This is a genomic window from Streptomyces sp. NBC_00876, from assembly GCF_045207435.1.
GTDB lineage: Bacteria > Actinomycetota > Actinomycetes > Streptomycetales > Streptomycetaceae > Streptomyces.
Genome location: NZ_CP108800.1, coordinates 4,551,935 through 4,565,712, shown reverse-complemented (window position 1 = coordinate 4,565,712; position 13,778 = coordinate 4,551,935). Strand labels below are relative to the sequence as shown.

The 13,778-nt window shown below is 71.5% G+C and carries 16 protein-coding genes and 1 pseudogene; 9 read left to right on the top strand and 8 right to left on the bottom strand.

Annotated elements, in window-relative coordinates:
* Positions 1-196 precede the first annotated feature (196 nt).
* On the bottom strand, positions 197-2,020 hold the full coding sequence (locus tag OG782_RS19885) for a hypothetical protein (protein WP_406452787.1): 1,824 nt from the start codon (positions 2,018-2,020) through the stop codon (positions 197-199).
* Positions 2,021-2,160: 140 nt separating this feature from the next.
* Here OG782_RS19885 and OG782_RS19880 point away from each other — a divergent pair, with 140 nt between their 5' ends.
* On the top strand, positions 2,161-2,697 hold the full coding sequence (locus OG782_RS19880) for an AAA family ATPase (RefSeq protein WP_406452785.1): 537 nt from the start codon (positions 2,161-2,163) through the stop codon (positions 2,695-2,697).
* 60 nt (positions 2,698-2,757) lie between these two features.
* Here OG782_RS19880 and OG782_RS19875 read toward each other — a convergent pair whose 3' ends face one another.
* On the bottom strand, positions 2,758-3,885 hold the full coding sequence (locus OG782_RS19875; protein ID WP_406459165.1) for a hypothetical protein: 1,128 nt from the start codon (positions 3,883-3,885) through the stop codon (positions 2,758-2,760).
* Between the two features lie 271 nt (positions 3,886-4,156).
* Between OG782_RS19875 and OG782_RS19870 the strand changes: the two genes are divergently transcribed.
* Together OG782_RS19870 and OG782_RS19865 are read left to right on the top strand one after the other, a co-directional pair.
* Positions 4,157-5,431: a hypothetical protein gene (locus OG782_RS19870; RefSeq protein WP_406452783.1), complete on the top strand. Its 1,275-nt coding sequence runs from the start codon at positions 4,157-4,159 to the stop codon at positions 5,429-5,431.
* A 321-nt stretch (positions 5,432-5,752) separates the two neighbouring features.
* A complete protein-coding gene (locus OG782_RS19865) occupies positions 5,753-6,523 on the top strand; it encodes a DUF4232 domain-containing protein (protein WP_406452781.1) in 771 nt (256 codons plus the stop codon).
* A 154-nt stretch (positions 6,524-6,677) separates the two neighbouring features.
* Here OG782_RS19865 and OG782_RS19860 read toward each other — a convergent pair whose 3' ends face one another.
* The gene (locus OG782_RS19860) at positions 6,678-7,169 is read right to left on the bottom strand and encodes a hypothetical protein (protein ID WP_406452779.1); all 492 of its coding nucleotides are present in this window, start codon (positions 7,167-7,169) and stop codon (positions 6,678-6,680) included.
* Between the two features lie 95 nt (positions 7,170-7,264).
* Between OG782_RS19860 and OG782_RS19855 the strand changes: the two genes are divergently transcribed.
* A complete protein-coding gene (locus OG782_RS19855; RefSeq protein WP_406452777.1) occupies positions 7,265-7,939 on the top strand; it encodes an NADP-dependent oxidoreductase in 675 nt (224 codons plus the stop codon).
* A gap of 132 nt (positions 7,940-8,071) precedes the next feature.
* On the opposite strand, the gene OG782_RS19850 is transcribed toward OG782_RS19855, so the two are convergent.
* Complete coding sequence (locus OG782_RS19850) at positions 8,072-8,485, bottom strand: VOC family protein (protein WP_406452775.1); 414 nt, start codon at positions 8,483-8,485, stop codon at positions 8,072-8,074.
* Positions 8,486-8,744: 259 nt separating this feature from the next.
* On the opposite strand from OG782_RS19850, the pseudogene OG782_RS19845 reads away from it, so the two are divergent.
* Positions 8,745-9,226: pseudogene (locus OG782_RS19845) on the top strand (phosphotransferase).
* 20 nt (positions 9,227-9,246) lie between these two features.
* Here the strand turns inward: OG782_RS19845 and OG782_RS19840 are convergent.
* The 3 genes from OG782_RS19840 to OG782_RS19830 all read right to left on the bottom strand — a co-directional run bounded on the left by OG782_RS19840 (position 9,247) and on the right by OG782_RS19830 (position 10,860).
* On the bottom strand, positions 9,247-9,639 hold the full coding sequence (locus OG782_RS19840) for a helix-turn-helix domain-containing protein (RefSeq protein ID WP_406452773.1): 393 nt from the start codon (positions 9,637-9,639) through the stop codon (positions 9,247-9,249).
* Positions 9,636-10,229 (bottom strand): Uma2 family endonuclease, encoded by a 594-nt coding sequence (locus OG782_RS19835; RefSeq protein ID WP_406452771.1) that lies wholly within the window; start codon positions 10,227-10,229, stop codon positions 9,636-9,638. Before OG782_RS19835 ends, OG782_RS19840 begins: the two co-directional genes overlap by 4 nt.
* Positions 10,230-10,401: 172 nt before the next feature.
* Complete coding sequence (locus tag OG782_RS19830; protein ID WP_406452769.1) at positions 10,402-10,860, bottom strand: ATP-binding protein; 459 nt, start codon at positions 10,858-10,860, stop codon at positions 10,402-10,404.
* 210 nt (positions 10,861-11,070) lie between these two features.
* Here OG782_RS19830 and OG782_RS19825 point away from each other — a divergent pair, with 210 nt between their 5' ends.
* Genes OG782_RS19825 through OG782_RS19815 form a run of 3 tightly spaced genes read left to right on the top strand, consistent with a single transcriptional unit; the run spans position 11,071 to position 12,335 of the window.
* Positions 11,071-11,922: a Scr1 family TA system antitoxin-like transcriptional regulator gene (locus tag OG782_RS19825; RefSeq protein WP_406452767.1), complete on the top strand. Its 852-nt coding sequence runs from the start codon at positions 11,071-11,073 to the stop codon at positions 11,920-11,922.
* A 10-nt stretch (positions 11,923-11,932) separates the two neighbouring features.
* Positions 11,933-12,124: a DUF397 domain-containing protein gene (locus OG782_RS19820; protein WP_406452765.1), complete on the top strand. Its 192-nt coding sequence runs from the start codon at positions 11,933-11,935 to the stop codon at positions 12,122-12,124.
* On the top strand, positions 12,117-12,335 hold the full coding sequence (locus tag OG782_RS19815) for a DUF397 domain-containing protein (protein ID WP_406452763.1): 219 nt from the start codon (positions 12,117-12,119) through the stop codon (positions 12,333-12,335). Before OG782_RS19820 ends, OG782_RS19815 begins: the two co-directional genes overlap by 8 nt.
* Positions 12,336-12,437: 102 nt before the next feature.
* Here OG782_RS19815 and OG782_RS19810 read toward each other — a convergent pair whose 3' ends face one another.
* Entirely contained in the window at positions 12,438-12,782 is a 345-nt protein-coding gene (locus OG782_RS19810; protein WP_406452761.1) for a hypothetical protein, read from the bottom strand.
* Positions 12,783-12,977: 195 nt separating this feature from the next.
* On the opposite strand from OG782_RS19810, the gene OG782_RS19805 reads away from it, so the two are divergent.
* The gene (locus tag OG782_RS19805) at positions 12,978-13,667 is read left to right on the top strand and encodes a DUF5701 family protein (protein WP_406452759.1); all 690 of its coding nucleotides are present in this window, start codon (positions 12,978-12,980) and stop codon (positions 13,665-13,667) included.
* Positions 13,668-13,778: the final 111 nt, after the last annotated feature.

Here is a 13,778-nt window from a genome sequence, read left to right as displayed (position 1 = left end):
CGGGCTGCCCCACAACGGCCACACCGCTCACCCCGCTCCTTGATCGTGGAGCGGCACTGTGCCAAACCCGGCCACCGCGACACGCCGCGCGCCACGGCGCCGGGGAGCGGGCAGTCCCCCGCGCCCCAGGCCCCCCAACGCAATCCCACCGGAAGGGGATCACCCGAACGGTGGACCGGGAGCCGCGCGCCGCCCGCTACGTGCCGTACGTCCGCGGGTCTTCCGTGGCGAGGCGATGAAGCGCGGCGGCCGCACCGTCCTCCGGCGCGGTGCCGTCCTCCGGGATGGTCCACATGCGGTGCTGCGTGGCGCCTCCCTCATCGGCGTACCGCAGGCACACCACGGTGTGGTCCGGGTCGCGGAACTCCGTACCGGCCCAGCTCAGTTCCACCTCCCAGCGGGTGAGCAGCTCCGGCCGGTCGCGCAGTCCGGCGGCGATCAGCCGGGCGGTTCTGCGGGCCGGCCACGTCCAGCCCTGGTCGTTCTCGGCACGCCTGATCTCGGCGTCGTACGCGGCCGCGTCGAAGCGGTACTCGGGGATGTGGCGCGTATGCAGCGGGGAAGGCGGCGGGGCCGGGCAGCGCCAGTCGGACCAGACGACCTCGTCGCCGTCCCGCCGGATCGTGACGTACAGCGCACCACAGCAGCCCTCGGTGCAGTACGCCTCCGCGAGCTGCACCTCGTGGGGTTCCACCGTGGCCCGCAGCCGGCCGCTGTCGAGCAGCCACTCCGGGGAGTGCGCTGGCCCCCGCCCGAACGCCTCGGGCACCAGGGGCCGGCCGTCGATCAGGACGCGGACCTCGACGGTGCCGGAGTCCGCCGGGTCGCGCTCCACGATCTCGATCCGCAGCCGCCGCGCCTCCTCGCCCGGCTCCCCCGAATCCGCGATATCCGCGATACCGCTGAACGGCCGCCCGGCCGTGCGCCGGGCCCACAGGAACCGGCGGCGTTCGACGGCCCCGGCTTCCGCCCCGGGCTCCGCGGCCGGTTCCAGCACCGCACGCCACGCGGGCCGGTCCAGTACGGCTTCGAGCTCGTCCAGCAATGCCTCACGGCGCCGCCCCCGACCCCAGTCATGAAGGCGGCCGGGCCCGCCGGTCAGGTCGAGGGCCGTGGAGAGCAGGAGCGCGTAGTGGTCGAGCGTGGGCGTCAGCGCCCCGGCGTACGACACGAACGCCTCGTACGTACGGACGGCGTCCTCGTAGAGGATGGTCTCGGTCCGGTCGTCCCGCAGGCTCGTCGTGCAGAACAGCAGCCACCCGACCTGTGCCGCCAACTCAGCAGGCTCAGCTGCTGGTTGTCCGTCATCCCGCAGGATGCCGAGCGGTCGGGCAGCCTCCAGGATTCTCCGCGCCACCACGGGCCCCACCGTCCTCAGCTCCTGGGGAAGGGCGGCCAGTCCCCTGAGCGCGGCGGCGCCGTCCCCCGCTTCGAGAGAAGTGACCAGGCGCCGAAGTTCCGGCGTCCTGATGTAGCGCCCCAGCCAGGTCAGAGCCGCGGTGGGCCTGTCGATGGCATCGAGCGCCCGCACGGCGGGGCGCACGAGGGCCCGCAACTGCGCGAGGGCTTTCAGGCAGGGCACGTCCTCCGGCTCACCGAGCCGGACCAGTAGGGCGAGGCCGACATGGACGGCGTCGGAACTGGTTCCGGTACGTGTGAGGCGCCGTCCGAGTGCGCGCGCCCGCGCCTCGTGCTCAAGGGGCAATTCGCTCACGACACCGCCGATATGAACGTCGCGAACGGCCGGTGCCAGTTCCGCGAGGCGCAGGTGGACTACCTCGGCCGCCCGCACCGGGTCCGGGGCGGCCAGCAGTGGGTTCAGCGCCTCCGCGACGGCGGCTCGGCTCTCGGCCCAGCTTCTGCCGTACTGGCGTTCCTGGCCGGGTGGAGCGGGTGGGCCGGGCAGCGGATATCCGCGCTCGGGGCGCTGCCCACCGGGCTCCGCGCGGATCAGGCGCAGGGCGTAGGCGTACAACGAGGGCCGGGGAGTGAGCGCTCCGCGCTCTTCCGGGGCGCTCAACGGGCGGGGTGGTTCTCGATTCCGTAAGTCATGCCGCGGAGTCTGACAGCACACCGGTCCCGCCTGCCAGCCGATTTCCCGCTCCCGTCACACAAGCCGCGTCACCCGTACGACGGGACGCCGCCGGTAGCGTGTCCCGCATGAGGGTGGGCACCGCCGAGACCCGGCTCGTACTCCTGCGGGGAAACTCGGCCTCCGGGAAGTCGAGCGTCGCCGCCGCCGTCCGGCAGCGGTTCGGCCGGGGTCTGGCGCTGGTGGGCCAGGACAATCTGCGCCGGATCGTCCTGCGCGAGCACGACCGCCCCGGCGGCGCGAACATCGGCCTCATCGACACCGTCGCCCGCTACGCGCTCGACGCCGGCTACCACGTGGTCGTCGAGGGCATCCTGTACGCCGAGCACTACGCGCCGATGCTCCAGCGGCTGCGCGAGGAGCACCGCGGCCCCACGCACTGCTACTACCTGGACATCCCGTTCCGGGAGACGCTGCGCCGGCACGCGACCAAGCCCCAGGCGGACGAGTACGGCGAGGCCGAGCTGAGCGCCTGGTACCGGCCACTCGACCTGCTCCCCGGCGGCGTGGAATCCGTGATCGGCGCCGGAAGCACCCTGGCCGGCACCACGGACCGCATCATGGCCGAGACCGGCCTGGACCGCCTTCCCGCACGCGACCACTGAACCGCGCGCCGGGCGCCATGCGGCAACCACCTACCACCGCAGGCACCGACCGCACCCCGCTCAGCGAGCCGTCCGGGCCGCCGCCGCCTGCCCCGGCAGGGCGATCCCCTGCGACTGTGCGGCCTTCCCCGGGCGCAGCGTCCACGGCACCGGAGAGGTGTCCGTCAGCCATCCGTCGGCGAGGATCCGGCCCACGACGAAGCCGCGCAGCGAGCGCGACAGCTTCTTCCAGCCCAGGCCCTTGCACAGCTGACCGTAGGACGGGCCGTGGCCGTGCTCCGCGCGGAAGGCCACGGTGAACGCGGCGGCCTCCCGGCCGCAGTCCGGGTGCGCGTCCCGCCACGTCCCGTACGCGTCGAGCACCGCGCGCTGCGCGGGAACGGGCGACGGCGAGGTCATGAACGCGTTCGCGACCCGGCCGAAGGAGAACCGGCACAGGGCGCACTGTTCCACCGCCTCCACGTGCCGCAGCAGCGCGGGGCTGACCGTGCCCTTCCACGCGGCCCAGCGCTCCGGGGTGACCTCCTCCGGTTCGGCGGCGGCCGCCGCCTCGCGCGCCGCCCGCCGCGCCTCTTCCTGCTCCGCGAGTACGGCGAGTTCCTCAGGGGTACGGAAGATGCCGGCCAGGTGCCCCACCACCGGAGCCAGCCGGTACGCGTCGCCGGACAGTTCGCCGAGGAACCCCTTGGTGAGGAGTTCGGGAAGGGCGTCGCGGCAGGCAGCGGGCATCCCGGCCGGGATCCGCCCGCGGAGATCGGTGGCGCTGTGGGCGGCCAGGAACACGGCGGCGAGCCGGGCGGCCGGTGTGGCCTTCTTGACCGGCTTGGCCATCCGCGTCCGCATCAGCCAGCCCGACACCCGCGACCGCGCGCCCTTGCCCAGCGGCAACGCGTGCGCGTCCCCCGGGGCGAGGTCCGGCACCACGATCCCCGACGGCTTGTCCGGGTCCCCGCCGATCAGCGACCCGGGCACCTGCCATCCTGCGGCGGACAGCTCGGCGACGGCCGCCTCCGGGTCCTCCAGCCGCAACGACCGCAGGTCGGTGCCGGTGAGGTTGCCGATCCCGGCGCGCACGGCCCGGATGGCCACGACGGCGGCGAGGAGCTGCGCGTCGGCGGAGACGAGCGGCAGGGCGACCACGTACGAGAGGAGCTCCCGTGCGGCCTCCCCCTGCCGTGGTGTCAGCATGAAGGGCGGCGGCACCGGCTTCTCGGACGGCAGGACTGCGGTCTCAACTGCGCTGGCAGACTTGGGCACATCACACCTAACGTTGACCCGCCCGCCGGGGTCACGACCATCGTGACGCGCGGCCGAGCGGCTGGGAACGGCGCTCGACGACGAACCTCGCACGGCGGCGGGCGTCTGAAAGCATGGTGCCCCATGGGGGCGGTGGTCACGAGCATCATCGCGGGCAAATGACGTTGCGCGACTCGGCCCCTTCCCCGCAGGATCACCCGCGATGACAAATGAACTCGCCGGAGCGACCGAGCTCCTGGACGCCGGGGACGTGCCCGGCACCGTACGGGCCCTGCGCCCCCTCGCCGACGCGGCACCCCTCAAGGACCTGGCGGAGCTCGTACACCGCCTCGCCACCACGGTCGGCTTCGACGACCTCGCCACCACCGCCCGTGCCGCGGCCCGCAATCCTGACCGTCCGCAGGAGCTCTACGACTTCGGGTACGCGTGCGTGGAGCGCGGCGTCCCCTTCCTCGCCGTCCCCGCCCTGCGCGAGGCCCTGCGACAGCTGCCCGGCTCACGGACCCTGCGGGCCGAGCTCGTCTCCGCCCTGGAACGCGAGAACCGTCACGCGGATGCGGCGGCCGTACTCGCCGCCCCCGGCGGCGAGCTGCCCGACTGGCCCGAGCGGTACCTGCTCGTCCACAACTCCCTGTTCGCCGGCGACCTTCCCCGTGCCCGCGCGGCCTTCGAGCGGCTGTCCGCACCGGACGACGCCAAGTGGGAGTGGGCGCACGGCCGCATCACGGACATGCTGCGCCGGGCCGAAACCGCCGCGCAGGCGGGCCCGCTCGGCCACCGGGATCTGCGCGGCTGGCACTACACCCTCACCGGCGGGTACCTGGCCATGCTCTCCCCGTACGGCTTCGACTCCCCGATGACCGGCCGGTACGCGTACCTGGGCGACTCCTTCGAGCTGTGCCGGCACGGCATCGACCGGCTGGCGCTCGTCCTGCGCACCACGGGGCGCACCCCCCGCTCCGTCTCCCTGCTGCCCGGCCGGAGCGACCGCATCCTCGGCCTCGCCGCGGCGCAGGTGCTGGGCCTGCCCACCGAGCCGTACGACCCGCAGCGGACGGACACCGTCGTCGTCGCGTACGACATCACGGCGGTCGAACCGGACACGGCCGTCACCCTGCGCAGACGGCCGGACGGACAGATCCTGTTCGAGCACGCCACCTGCTGGACGGACCCGCCGATCGCCACCGCCGACGTGAGCACGCTCCTCGTGCAGACCGTGATCAGGCCCTGGGACCCGAGCATGCGTATGGACGAGAACGGTGCGGAGCAGGTGCCCGCGGACGACCGCCCGGAACCGGACATCGCCGCCGAGATCGTACGGGCGGAGGGGACGCCCGACACCGGCGACGGCCAGACTCCGCCGGACGGCGATGCGGAGTTCGCCGCGTACGTGCGCGCCACCTCGGGCGGCTGGGCCACCCGCCCGCGTGACCAGGTCGATTCCCCGGGCCCGGTCCCGAGCTCCAGGTTCGCGTAACGGCGGACGGCAGACCGACGGACCGGCGGACGGGACCGACGACCGGCGGACGGCGGACCGGCCGACCGGCATACGGATGAGCGAGGGCCGCATTCGCGCGTCCATTCCGGTGACGTCAGCGGGACGTCAGGCGAGCGTTAGCAGAACATGAGCGGCGAGCGGGAAGCTTCAGGTGTCAGAAGGCCGGGAGGGGGTGCGGTTCGCCGCAGATTCCCGGTCCTGTCCGCACCGTCACACCCAGCGGCGTGCGCCTGACCACCGCACGCCACCACCGCTCACGACCACGCTCACGCTCACGACCACCGAAAACGGGGAATCCTCATGCGTACGATCCGCAGCCGCAAGCGCACCGCCATGCTCGGCGCCGCCGCCACCGCCGTACTCGCTCTGGCCCTCACCGCCTGTGGCGGGGACGGCACCGGCACGAAGTCCGCCGGCAAGGCGGACAACTCGGCGCCGGCCGGCGCCTCGGCGGACGCCAACAAGTCCGCCGCCACCGACGGCGCCGCCAAGTCCGACTCCGAGTCCGGGGGCACCGCGAAGACCGGCGACTCCTCGAAGACGGTCAACGCCGGCACGGACACGTCCAAGGGCAGCGCCACCAAGTCCGGCGGCAACACCAGCGACAGCTACGCCTACAAGCACCCGTGCAAGAGCGCGGACCTGTCGGTGCGGGTGTACGCCCGTGAGGGTTCGGCCACCCAGCAGGTGATCGAGATCAACAACACCGGCGCGAACTCCTGCGGTCTGAGCTACTTCCCCCGGGTCAGCCTGGGCAGCGCCAGCGCCAAGGACCACAGCGGGGACATCAAGCCGCTGGTCCCGGGCGGCCTGGGCGGCGCTCCGGCCTACCCGGTCAAGCCCAAGACCGCCGCCATCGCGGTGATCGACCTGAACCCGAGCGGCGGCAACGGTGTGACCTGGATCAACGAGCTGAACGTGCTGGCCGACAGCGACCACATGCCCAACGCGGAGCAGCTCAACTTCCCGCTCGGCCCGGACGTGAAGGTCAACGAGCCGAAGCTGGGTCTGTACCGGAGCACCATCGCCGACGCGGTGAGCTCGATGACCCAGGCCGACACCAAGTCCTGACCCGCGCCTTCCCCGACCCGGCCGGGTAACCGGACTCCCCCTCCCTCCGAACCCGGCCGACAGAGCCCCCTGCCGGACCCCAGCGGTCCGTCAGGGGGCTCTGTCGTCAGTACGGCCCCTGGCTGCGGCAAGGCCCTCGCACCCGAAACGCGTCCTAGCCATACGGGTTGAGTGCCCAGAAGCGGACGGTGTCGCTGCGACGGTCGAACCACAGATGTGTGGAGTAGCCGCTCCCGTCGCGGTCGAGATCGTGCGACCGAATCCAGTGCGGGCTCTCCGGCCCCTCACCCTTGAGCGGCTTTTCGAACCACGAGGTGAAGTCATCGGCCGGCCCCTCGGAGACGAAGGCGTGGGCCGCCGTCAACTCGGCAAGTCTCCCCGGTGCCAGCCGGACGAAGCCCGAGATCACCAGCTCCGGCGACGGAATGCCCCGGTCGTTGTCCCGGCTGCTCACCCACTTGGCATCCGTGAGCGGGCCCAGCAGCGGGAACGCCCGCTCCAGCGGTGCGGTGTCCGTGTGCCAGTCCCCGTTGGTCCCGTCGGTCCCGTTGGCCCCGCTGGCCCCGTTCACCACCTGGCGCAGGGCCCACCAGACGGGCAGGACCGCCAGCCCCGCACCGATCCCGATCACCTTCCGTCGCTCCAAAGCGATCCCCCTCATGACCGGCTTCAGGGCACCATATCCAGCTCAAGCCCCGCCTAGTCACCGCATGGCAGGCCGGTGACGAGGTGTTCGGCCTGGTGGACTTCCCCGGCCGGCACGCGGGATACGCCGAGTACGCGACCTCGCCCGCCGCCCACCTGGCGCGCAAGCCCGAAACGCTGGACCACGTGGAGGCCGCGGCCGTGCCGATGGCGGCGCTCACCGCGTACCAGTTCCTCGTCGAGCATCTGCGCCTCGGGCCGGGCGGCACGGTCCTGGTCAACGGGGCGGCGGGCGGGGTGGGCCACTTCGCCGTGCAGTTGGCCAGGACCCGGGGCGCCGGACGCGTGATCGGCATCGCCTCGGGCCGCCACGAGGCGTTCGTCAAGGACCTGGGCGCCGACCGGTTCGTGGACTACACGCAGACCGCCGCCGAGGATGTCCTGCACGAGGAGGTGGACGTCCTCGTCGACACCGTCGGCGGCCCCGACGCCCACCGGTTCCTGCCGGTCCTGCGGCGCGGCGGCCGCATCACCCCCGTCTTCCTCGGGGAGTACGACCCCGAGCGCGCCACCGAGCTCGGAATCACGGTCGGCGGCTGGCAGGTGCACTCCAGCGGCGAACAACTGACCGTGCTGGCTGGCCTGTTCGACGCCGGCCGGCTGCGGGTCGCCATCGACAGTGTCTTCCCGCTCAGCGAGGCGGCCCAGGCCCACACCCGCGCCGAACAGGGCCACATCCAGGGCAAGATCGTCCTCCAGGTGGTCGCGTGAGTGCCTACACCGGCACTTCTCCGCAGCCTGAGGAATGACGTCACCGGAAAGCCGAAGTCTGCGCCCATCATGCACGCTTCGGCTTTCCGGCGGATCCGGGAACCTCCGGCGAGGTGCCCGGACAGAACTTGGTCAGCCGGCCTTCGGCTGTGTGAAACGGACTCGGTTGCCGAAGGGATCGCGCAGGCCGCAGTCCGTTCCGTAGGGCCGCTCGGTGGGCTCCTCGGTGAACTCGACGCCCTGGGCGAGCAGCGTCTCGTACGTCTTGCGGCAGTCGTCGGTGGTGAGGATGAGCCAGCCACCCATCGCCCCCTTGGTCACCAGTTCGCGGACCTGGGCCGCCGTCTCCTCGGACATCGCCGGAGCACCCGGCTTCTCCAGAAGGATCTGGCGCTCGGGGTGGCCGGGGACGCTGACGGCCAGCCAGCGCATGAAGCCCAAGTCGGCGTCGGCGGCGACCTCGAGACCGAGCTTGCCGACGTAGAAGTCGAGGGCCTCGTCCTGGTCGAGTACGTACAGCTGCGAGTGTGTGATTGCGTTGAACATGAGAATCACGCTACGGGGATTGCCGGGCGAAAACTTATCCAGAACTGCTCAGTGCGGGGTCTTCTCCATGGCGGCCGCGCCCGTATCCCGTGAGGACGAGTGCGATGCGGGCCCGCCCCACGGCGCGGGACGTCGAGCGTGGGAGCATGGGCGGCCGACGCGAGAGCAGAACCCCCTGTGAGGAAAGGCCCTCATGGACACCGAACCGGGTCCCGCAGTCGTCCTGACCACCGGCGTGATGGCGGCGGGGTAGTCCACCGTGGCCGGCCTGCTGGCCGCGCGGCTGCCCCGGGCCGCCCATGTGCGGGGCGACGCCTTCCGACGCATGATGGTCTCCGGCCGGCCGGAAACCTGCCCGAGGAGACCGTCGAGGCCAAGGCTCAACTGGAGCTGCGCTACCGGCTGTCCGCCCTCGTCGCCGACGAGTACGCCGACCACGGATGGACCGCGGTCGTCCAGGACATCCTCCTGGGGGAAGCCCTGTCCCAGTACGTCGCCAGGGTGCGTACCCGGCCGCTGTACGTCGTCGTGCCGGCCCCCTCCGCCGCTGCCGTGCACACCAGAGAGGCGATGCGCCCGAAGACCGGGTACGGCCTCTGGACGGTCGAGGCGCTCGACCACGCCCTGCGCGAGGAGACTCCACGCATCGGGCTCTGGCTGGACACCTCCGACCAGACACCGGACCAGACCGTCGCGGCGATCCTCGACAACCTCCCCGCCGCCCGCGTGCAGACCGGCTGAGCAGGGCGCGCCGGAGGCCCTCAGGCGCTCGGCCGCGTCCACGCCATCGTGAAGCACGTCGGCACCCCCATGGCCACGGTCTCCTTCCGGTACGTACGTGGCGACCGCCCGACGATGTCGCGGAACGTCCGGCTGAACGTCCCCGTACTGCCGAAGCCGACCTCGAAGCAGATGTCCGTCACACTGCGGTCGGTCTCCCGCAGCAGGAACATCGCCCGCTCGACCCGGCGCCGCTGGAGGTAGCGGTGCGGCGTCTCGCCGAACGTGGCCCGGAAGGTGCGCGAGAAGTGCGCCTCGGAGACATGGGCGAGCTTGGCCAGCGCCGGTACGTCCAGCGGCTGGGCATACGCCCGGTCCATCGCGTCCCGGGCCCGCAGCATGCGGCGGTTGGAGTCCTCGACGGCACGGCTCACGTACCCGCCCCGGTCCCGGCCCCGTACCGGGGGAACGCGTCCGTCGCAACGACGAGGCCGAGGGAATCCGGCAGCCGGATCTCCTCCCCGTACTTGCCACCCGCCCTCTCCTGATAGGTGCCACCCTCCGGCCGCGTATGCAGGGCCCACGTACCGTGCCGGGGATCGATGACCAGCAGGGCGGCGACCCCGGCGACGGCGTACCAGTCGTTCTTCTGGCTGATGTCGCGCGCCTTCTCCGACTGCGAGATCACCTCGACGGCGAGCTCGACATCCCGCGGGTCGATGAGCCAGTCGTCGGACTCCAGGAACTCGGCCGGACACACCGTCAGATCTGGAGTGACGTAGTCATCCGCATCATCGGGCATCTCGATCGAGACCGATTCGGCGGCTACCAGAGCAACGGAGAGAACCGGGCGAATCGCCTCCTCCAGCCGGTAAATCACGCCCGCGTGTTTGCCGCGCGGAGTCGGAGACGTCACGAGACTTCCTCCCAGGACCTGCACCCGCAGGCCCGTCGCTTCTTCGATCTGCTCGGCGACGTCACGGAGATTCCCCGGAGGTGGGCGCAGCGGTCCCGGAACGGACATCTGTCTCGGCCTCCGTCTCGGCGAAGCGGGTGCGGCAGCCGCGGAGCGCGCGCGTGGAGAGGGCTCCGTACCGCGCTCAGCGGCCGTCCCACCGTACTGCGAGAGGTACTCATACGCTTCGGACATCACGCCCCCAGCCACCAGGAAACCGGCACTCCATCACTACACACAGTTACGGTAGACCGTCCCACTGACAGTCGGGCTTGGCGGCGCATTCCACCCAGAGCAGCTTCCCGCCCTGCCCCGGCAGCCCGCCGCGCATCGGGTACGCGCCCCAGCTCTCCGCGTAGATCGTGACGAGGTACAGCCCCCGCCCCCGCTCGGCCAGCTCCGCCGGGGACTGGGAGCCCCACCGGAACGGAGCGGGGATGTGGGGGTCGGTGTCCCAGACGCTCAGCCGGACCCGGCTGCGACCGGCGTCGCGCAGCCGCAGGGAGTACGGACCCGAGGAGTGCTGGTACGCGTTGGTGACGAGTTCGCTCGCCAACAGCTCGGCGGTCTCGGTGAGTTCGGACATGCCGTGCACACGGAGCACGTTACGGAGGGTGGCGCGGGCGACGCCGGGAGCGCGGGGATCCTGCGGGAGTTGGAGGGTGTAGGTCCAGGGCGGCGCTACGGTGGCACTGACCATTGAAGTCTCCGTTCACGGAGGGAAGCCGGAAGATGCGATCGGGTTGCCCGGTGACGAGGCCGCTCCGTCGAGCGGGGTACTTCCGGGCGGGTGGCCTGGGGTCGAGACTAGAGCGATGCAAAGATTCCTTGCACGCATAAACCGGAATCCTTGTTCCGAACCACTCGTGTGAGTGACAACCAACGGCAGGTAATGCCAGGGGAGTTCGACATGGCAGGCAGAGCCGCCCCCACCGCACGCCGCGCACGGCTCGGCGCCGAGCTGCGCAAACTGCGGGAACGCGCCGGCATGACCACCACACAGGCGGCCGACCTCCTGGGGACGAGCTCGGGGCAGCTCAGCAACATAGAAGTGGCACGCTTCGGGGTCAGCGCCGAACGCGTACGGGTCGCTGCCCACACGTACTCCTGCACGGACCAAGCCCTGGTCGAGGCGCTCGTATCCATGACAACCGACCGCACGCGCGGCTGGTGGGAGGAGTACCGGGAGATCCTGCCGCCGAAGCTGCTCGACCTGGCCGAGGTAGAGCACCACGGAACCAGCCTGCACGCGGCACACAGCATCCATATCCCCGGCCTGCTCCAGACCGTCGACCACTCCCGGGAGATCTACCGGCAGGCCGTTCCGGAGCTGTCCCCACCCGAGATCGAGCACCGGGTGTCCTACCGCATCAAGCGCCAGGCAGTGCTTTACCGGCCGAGCCCTGCGCCCTATCGGTCCGTCATCCACGAAGCCGCTCTGCGCATGAGGTTCGGCGGAACGAACGTCGCCCGGGGCCAGCTCGAGCACCTGCTCAAGGTGAGCGAGCTCCCTCACGTATCCATCCGCGTGATCCCCTTCGAGGCCACGTACTACCCGGGCTCGGGGCAGTCCCTGTACTACGTACACGGGCCAGTGCCCGCACTCGACACCGCGCAGCTCGACCAGTCGCACGGTCCGGTATTCATCGACGCGGAGGCCCAACTCGCCCAGTACCGGTTGCTGCTGGAACGCCTCGAGGAAGCCTCCCTGAACTCCGTAAAGTCCCAGGACCTCATCCACAAGGTCGCCCGAGGCCTGTGAAAGGACCGCGATGTCCCCGTACACCTGGCAGAAGTCGTCGTACTGCGCACAGGGCGAAGCCTGCGTTCATGTGGGCACCGACCGACCCGGGTCGATAGCCCTTACCGAATCCGGCGACCCCAGCGGCGCGATACTCCGCACCACCCCCGCCGCCCTCGGCGCCCTGCTGCGCACGCTCAAGGAGGGCGGGCTCCGTGACTGAGCGCCCAACCGGCCTCACCTGGACCCGCGCGGCCCCCGAGGGGGACCCCGGACCCGGACCGTGGATCGAGATCGCCTTCGGGGCGGACGATCACGTGTACCTGCGCGAGACCAGCGACCCCGGGAACATCGTCACGACCACCCGCACCAAATGGGAGGCCTTCACCAAGGGCGTCCGGGCGGGCGAGTTCGACCACTTCGCGGCCGGCTGAGGACGCGGGACGGCCCTGCCCGGTGGATCGGGCAGGGCCGTCGGGTCAGGCAGGGCCGCCGAGCGGGCTCGGGGTCAGTTCGGCCGCGCCGGCACTACGGGATCAGCACTCGCGCAGGCCCGGAGCGGGGTCCACGCCGGTGTGCACGGAGACGGCCGGGACGTTGCCCCACTGACCGTTGTCGAGCTGCGTCCAGTACCAGATGTCGTTCTGACCCTGGTGGGGATCGCCGTGGCCCCAGCAGGCGAACCAGCTGAACCCGGAGGTGAGCGTGCCGCGGGTCGCCGAACGGTAGGAGCGGTCCGCGTAGCCCTTCGCGCCGACATCGTTGCCGCAGTACAGCCGGCCGTCGGAACGGACTCCGCACTCGGCGGCGTGGGCGGTGGTGGCAGGCACGGAGAGTGCGAGCAGGGCGGTGGCAGCGAGCGTGCCCAGTGCAGTGGTCAAGCGTCGAGTAATCATGATCCGCTCAACGGCTGAGCAGGAGCAAGGTAACGCTCGACGCCGGCCATCAAACCTGACCGGACCTGCGAAGAGATCCGTCTTCCATGGGCGGCGGAGGGTGAGGGGAACGTTCCGACGGAGCCGTCTCGTTACCTCTGCGGTCATCACGTCACCATCAGCCGTAGGAGCAGGATCACCGTGCCCGAGTCCAGCCCCGTCACCCCCACCGTTCTCCCCGCGCTTCCGTCCCTGAGCGCACAGGCCGAGCGGCTGATCGGGCTGGGGGTCCACGAGATCGCCGGACTGTCGGCCACCGAGATCCGCGCCTTCGCCGAGGCAGCCGAGGCCGCAGCAGCCACCGGGGCCACCGACGGCGGGCTGCTCGCCGTGCACCCGGACCGCGCCCCCGCCTCCGCCCTCGCACCGCTGCTCCGCCGCGACGACAAGCCGGGGTTCGTCGTCGTCGACATGCCCGACGTCGACCAGTTCACCCCGCTCGACACGGTCGCGGTCCCCGACTCCCCCCTCTACGTCCTGACCGGAGTCGCCCGCGGCGACCACATGGCCAACTGGAGCCCGAACGAGGCGCTGCCCGCGCTCGCCGAGGACGCCCGCACCCCGCTGCTGCTCACCGAGGGCATCCACTGGGTGCTGCACCAGCCCGCCGCCCTGGAGCGCAACCACTGCTTCATGACCATCGGCTCCCGGCTGCGCAAGGCGAACGGCACCCTGGACGCCCGTACCCCGGCGATCTGGATCAGCAACGGCACCGGACGCGACGGCCGTGAGCGCCGCAACGCCCCCAAGGCCGGATGGTGCTGGGCGGGCAACCGTCACACCTGGCTGGGCTTCGCCTCCGCGACGGGTCGCCACGTCCAGGGCTCGTAACGGGCTACCGCACCGCCCTCGCGGGGCGGGCGCGGCCGTCGGGGCCGGGCCGCGGTCGGCATGACGAGTACCCCTGCTCATGCCACGCGCAGCCCAGCACCGGACACTCAT

Coding starts and splice junctions, on each gene's coding strand:
- OG782_RS19825 (WP_406452767.1), top strand. CDS start 11,071: ATGGCAGGCAGAGCCGCCCCCACCGCACGCCGCGCACGGCTCGGCGCC.
- OG782_RS19835 (WP_406452771.1), bottom strand. CDS start 10,229: ATGTCCGTTCCGGGACCGCTGCGCCCACCTCCGGGGAATCTCCGTGAC.
- OG782_RS19865 (WP_406452781.1), top strand. CDS start 5,753: ATGCGTACGATCCGCAGCCGCAAGCGCACCGCCATGCTCGGCGCCGCC.
- OG782_RS19880 (WP_406452785.1), top strand. CDS start 2,161: ATGAGGGTGGGCACCGCCGAGACCCGGCTCGTACTCCTGCGGGGAAAC.
- OG782_RS19820 (WP_406452765.1), top strand. CDS start 11,933: ATGTCCCCGTACACCTGGCAGAAGTCGTCGTACTGCGCACAGGGCGAA.
- OG782_RS19875 (WP_406459165.1), bottom strand. CDS start 3,885: ATGCTGACACCACGGCAGGGGGAGGCCGCACGGGAGCTCCTCTCGTAC.
- OG782_RS19830 (WP_406452769.1), bottom strand. CDS start 10,860: ATGGTCAGTGCCACCGTAGCGCCGCCCTGGACCTACACCCTCCAACTC.
- OG782_RS19870 (WP_406452783.1), top strand. CDS start 4,157: ATGACAAATGAACTCGCCGGAGCGACCGAGCTCCTGGACGCCGGGGAC.
- OG782_RS19850 (WP_406452775.1), bottom strand. CDS start 8,485: ATGTTCAACGCAATCACACACTCGCAGCTGTACGTACTCGACCAGGAC.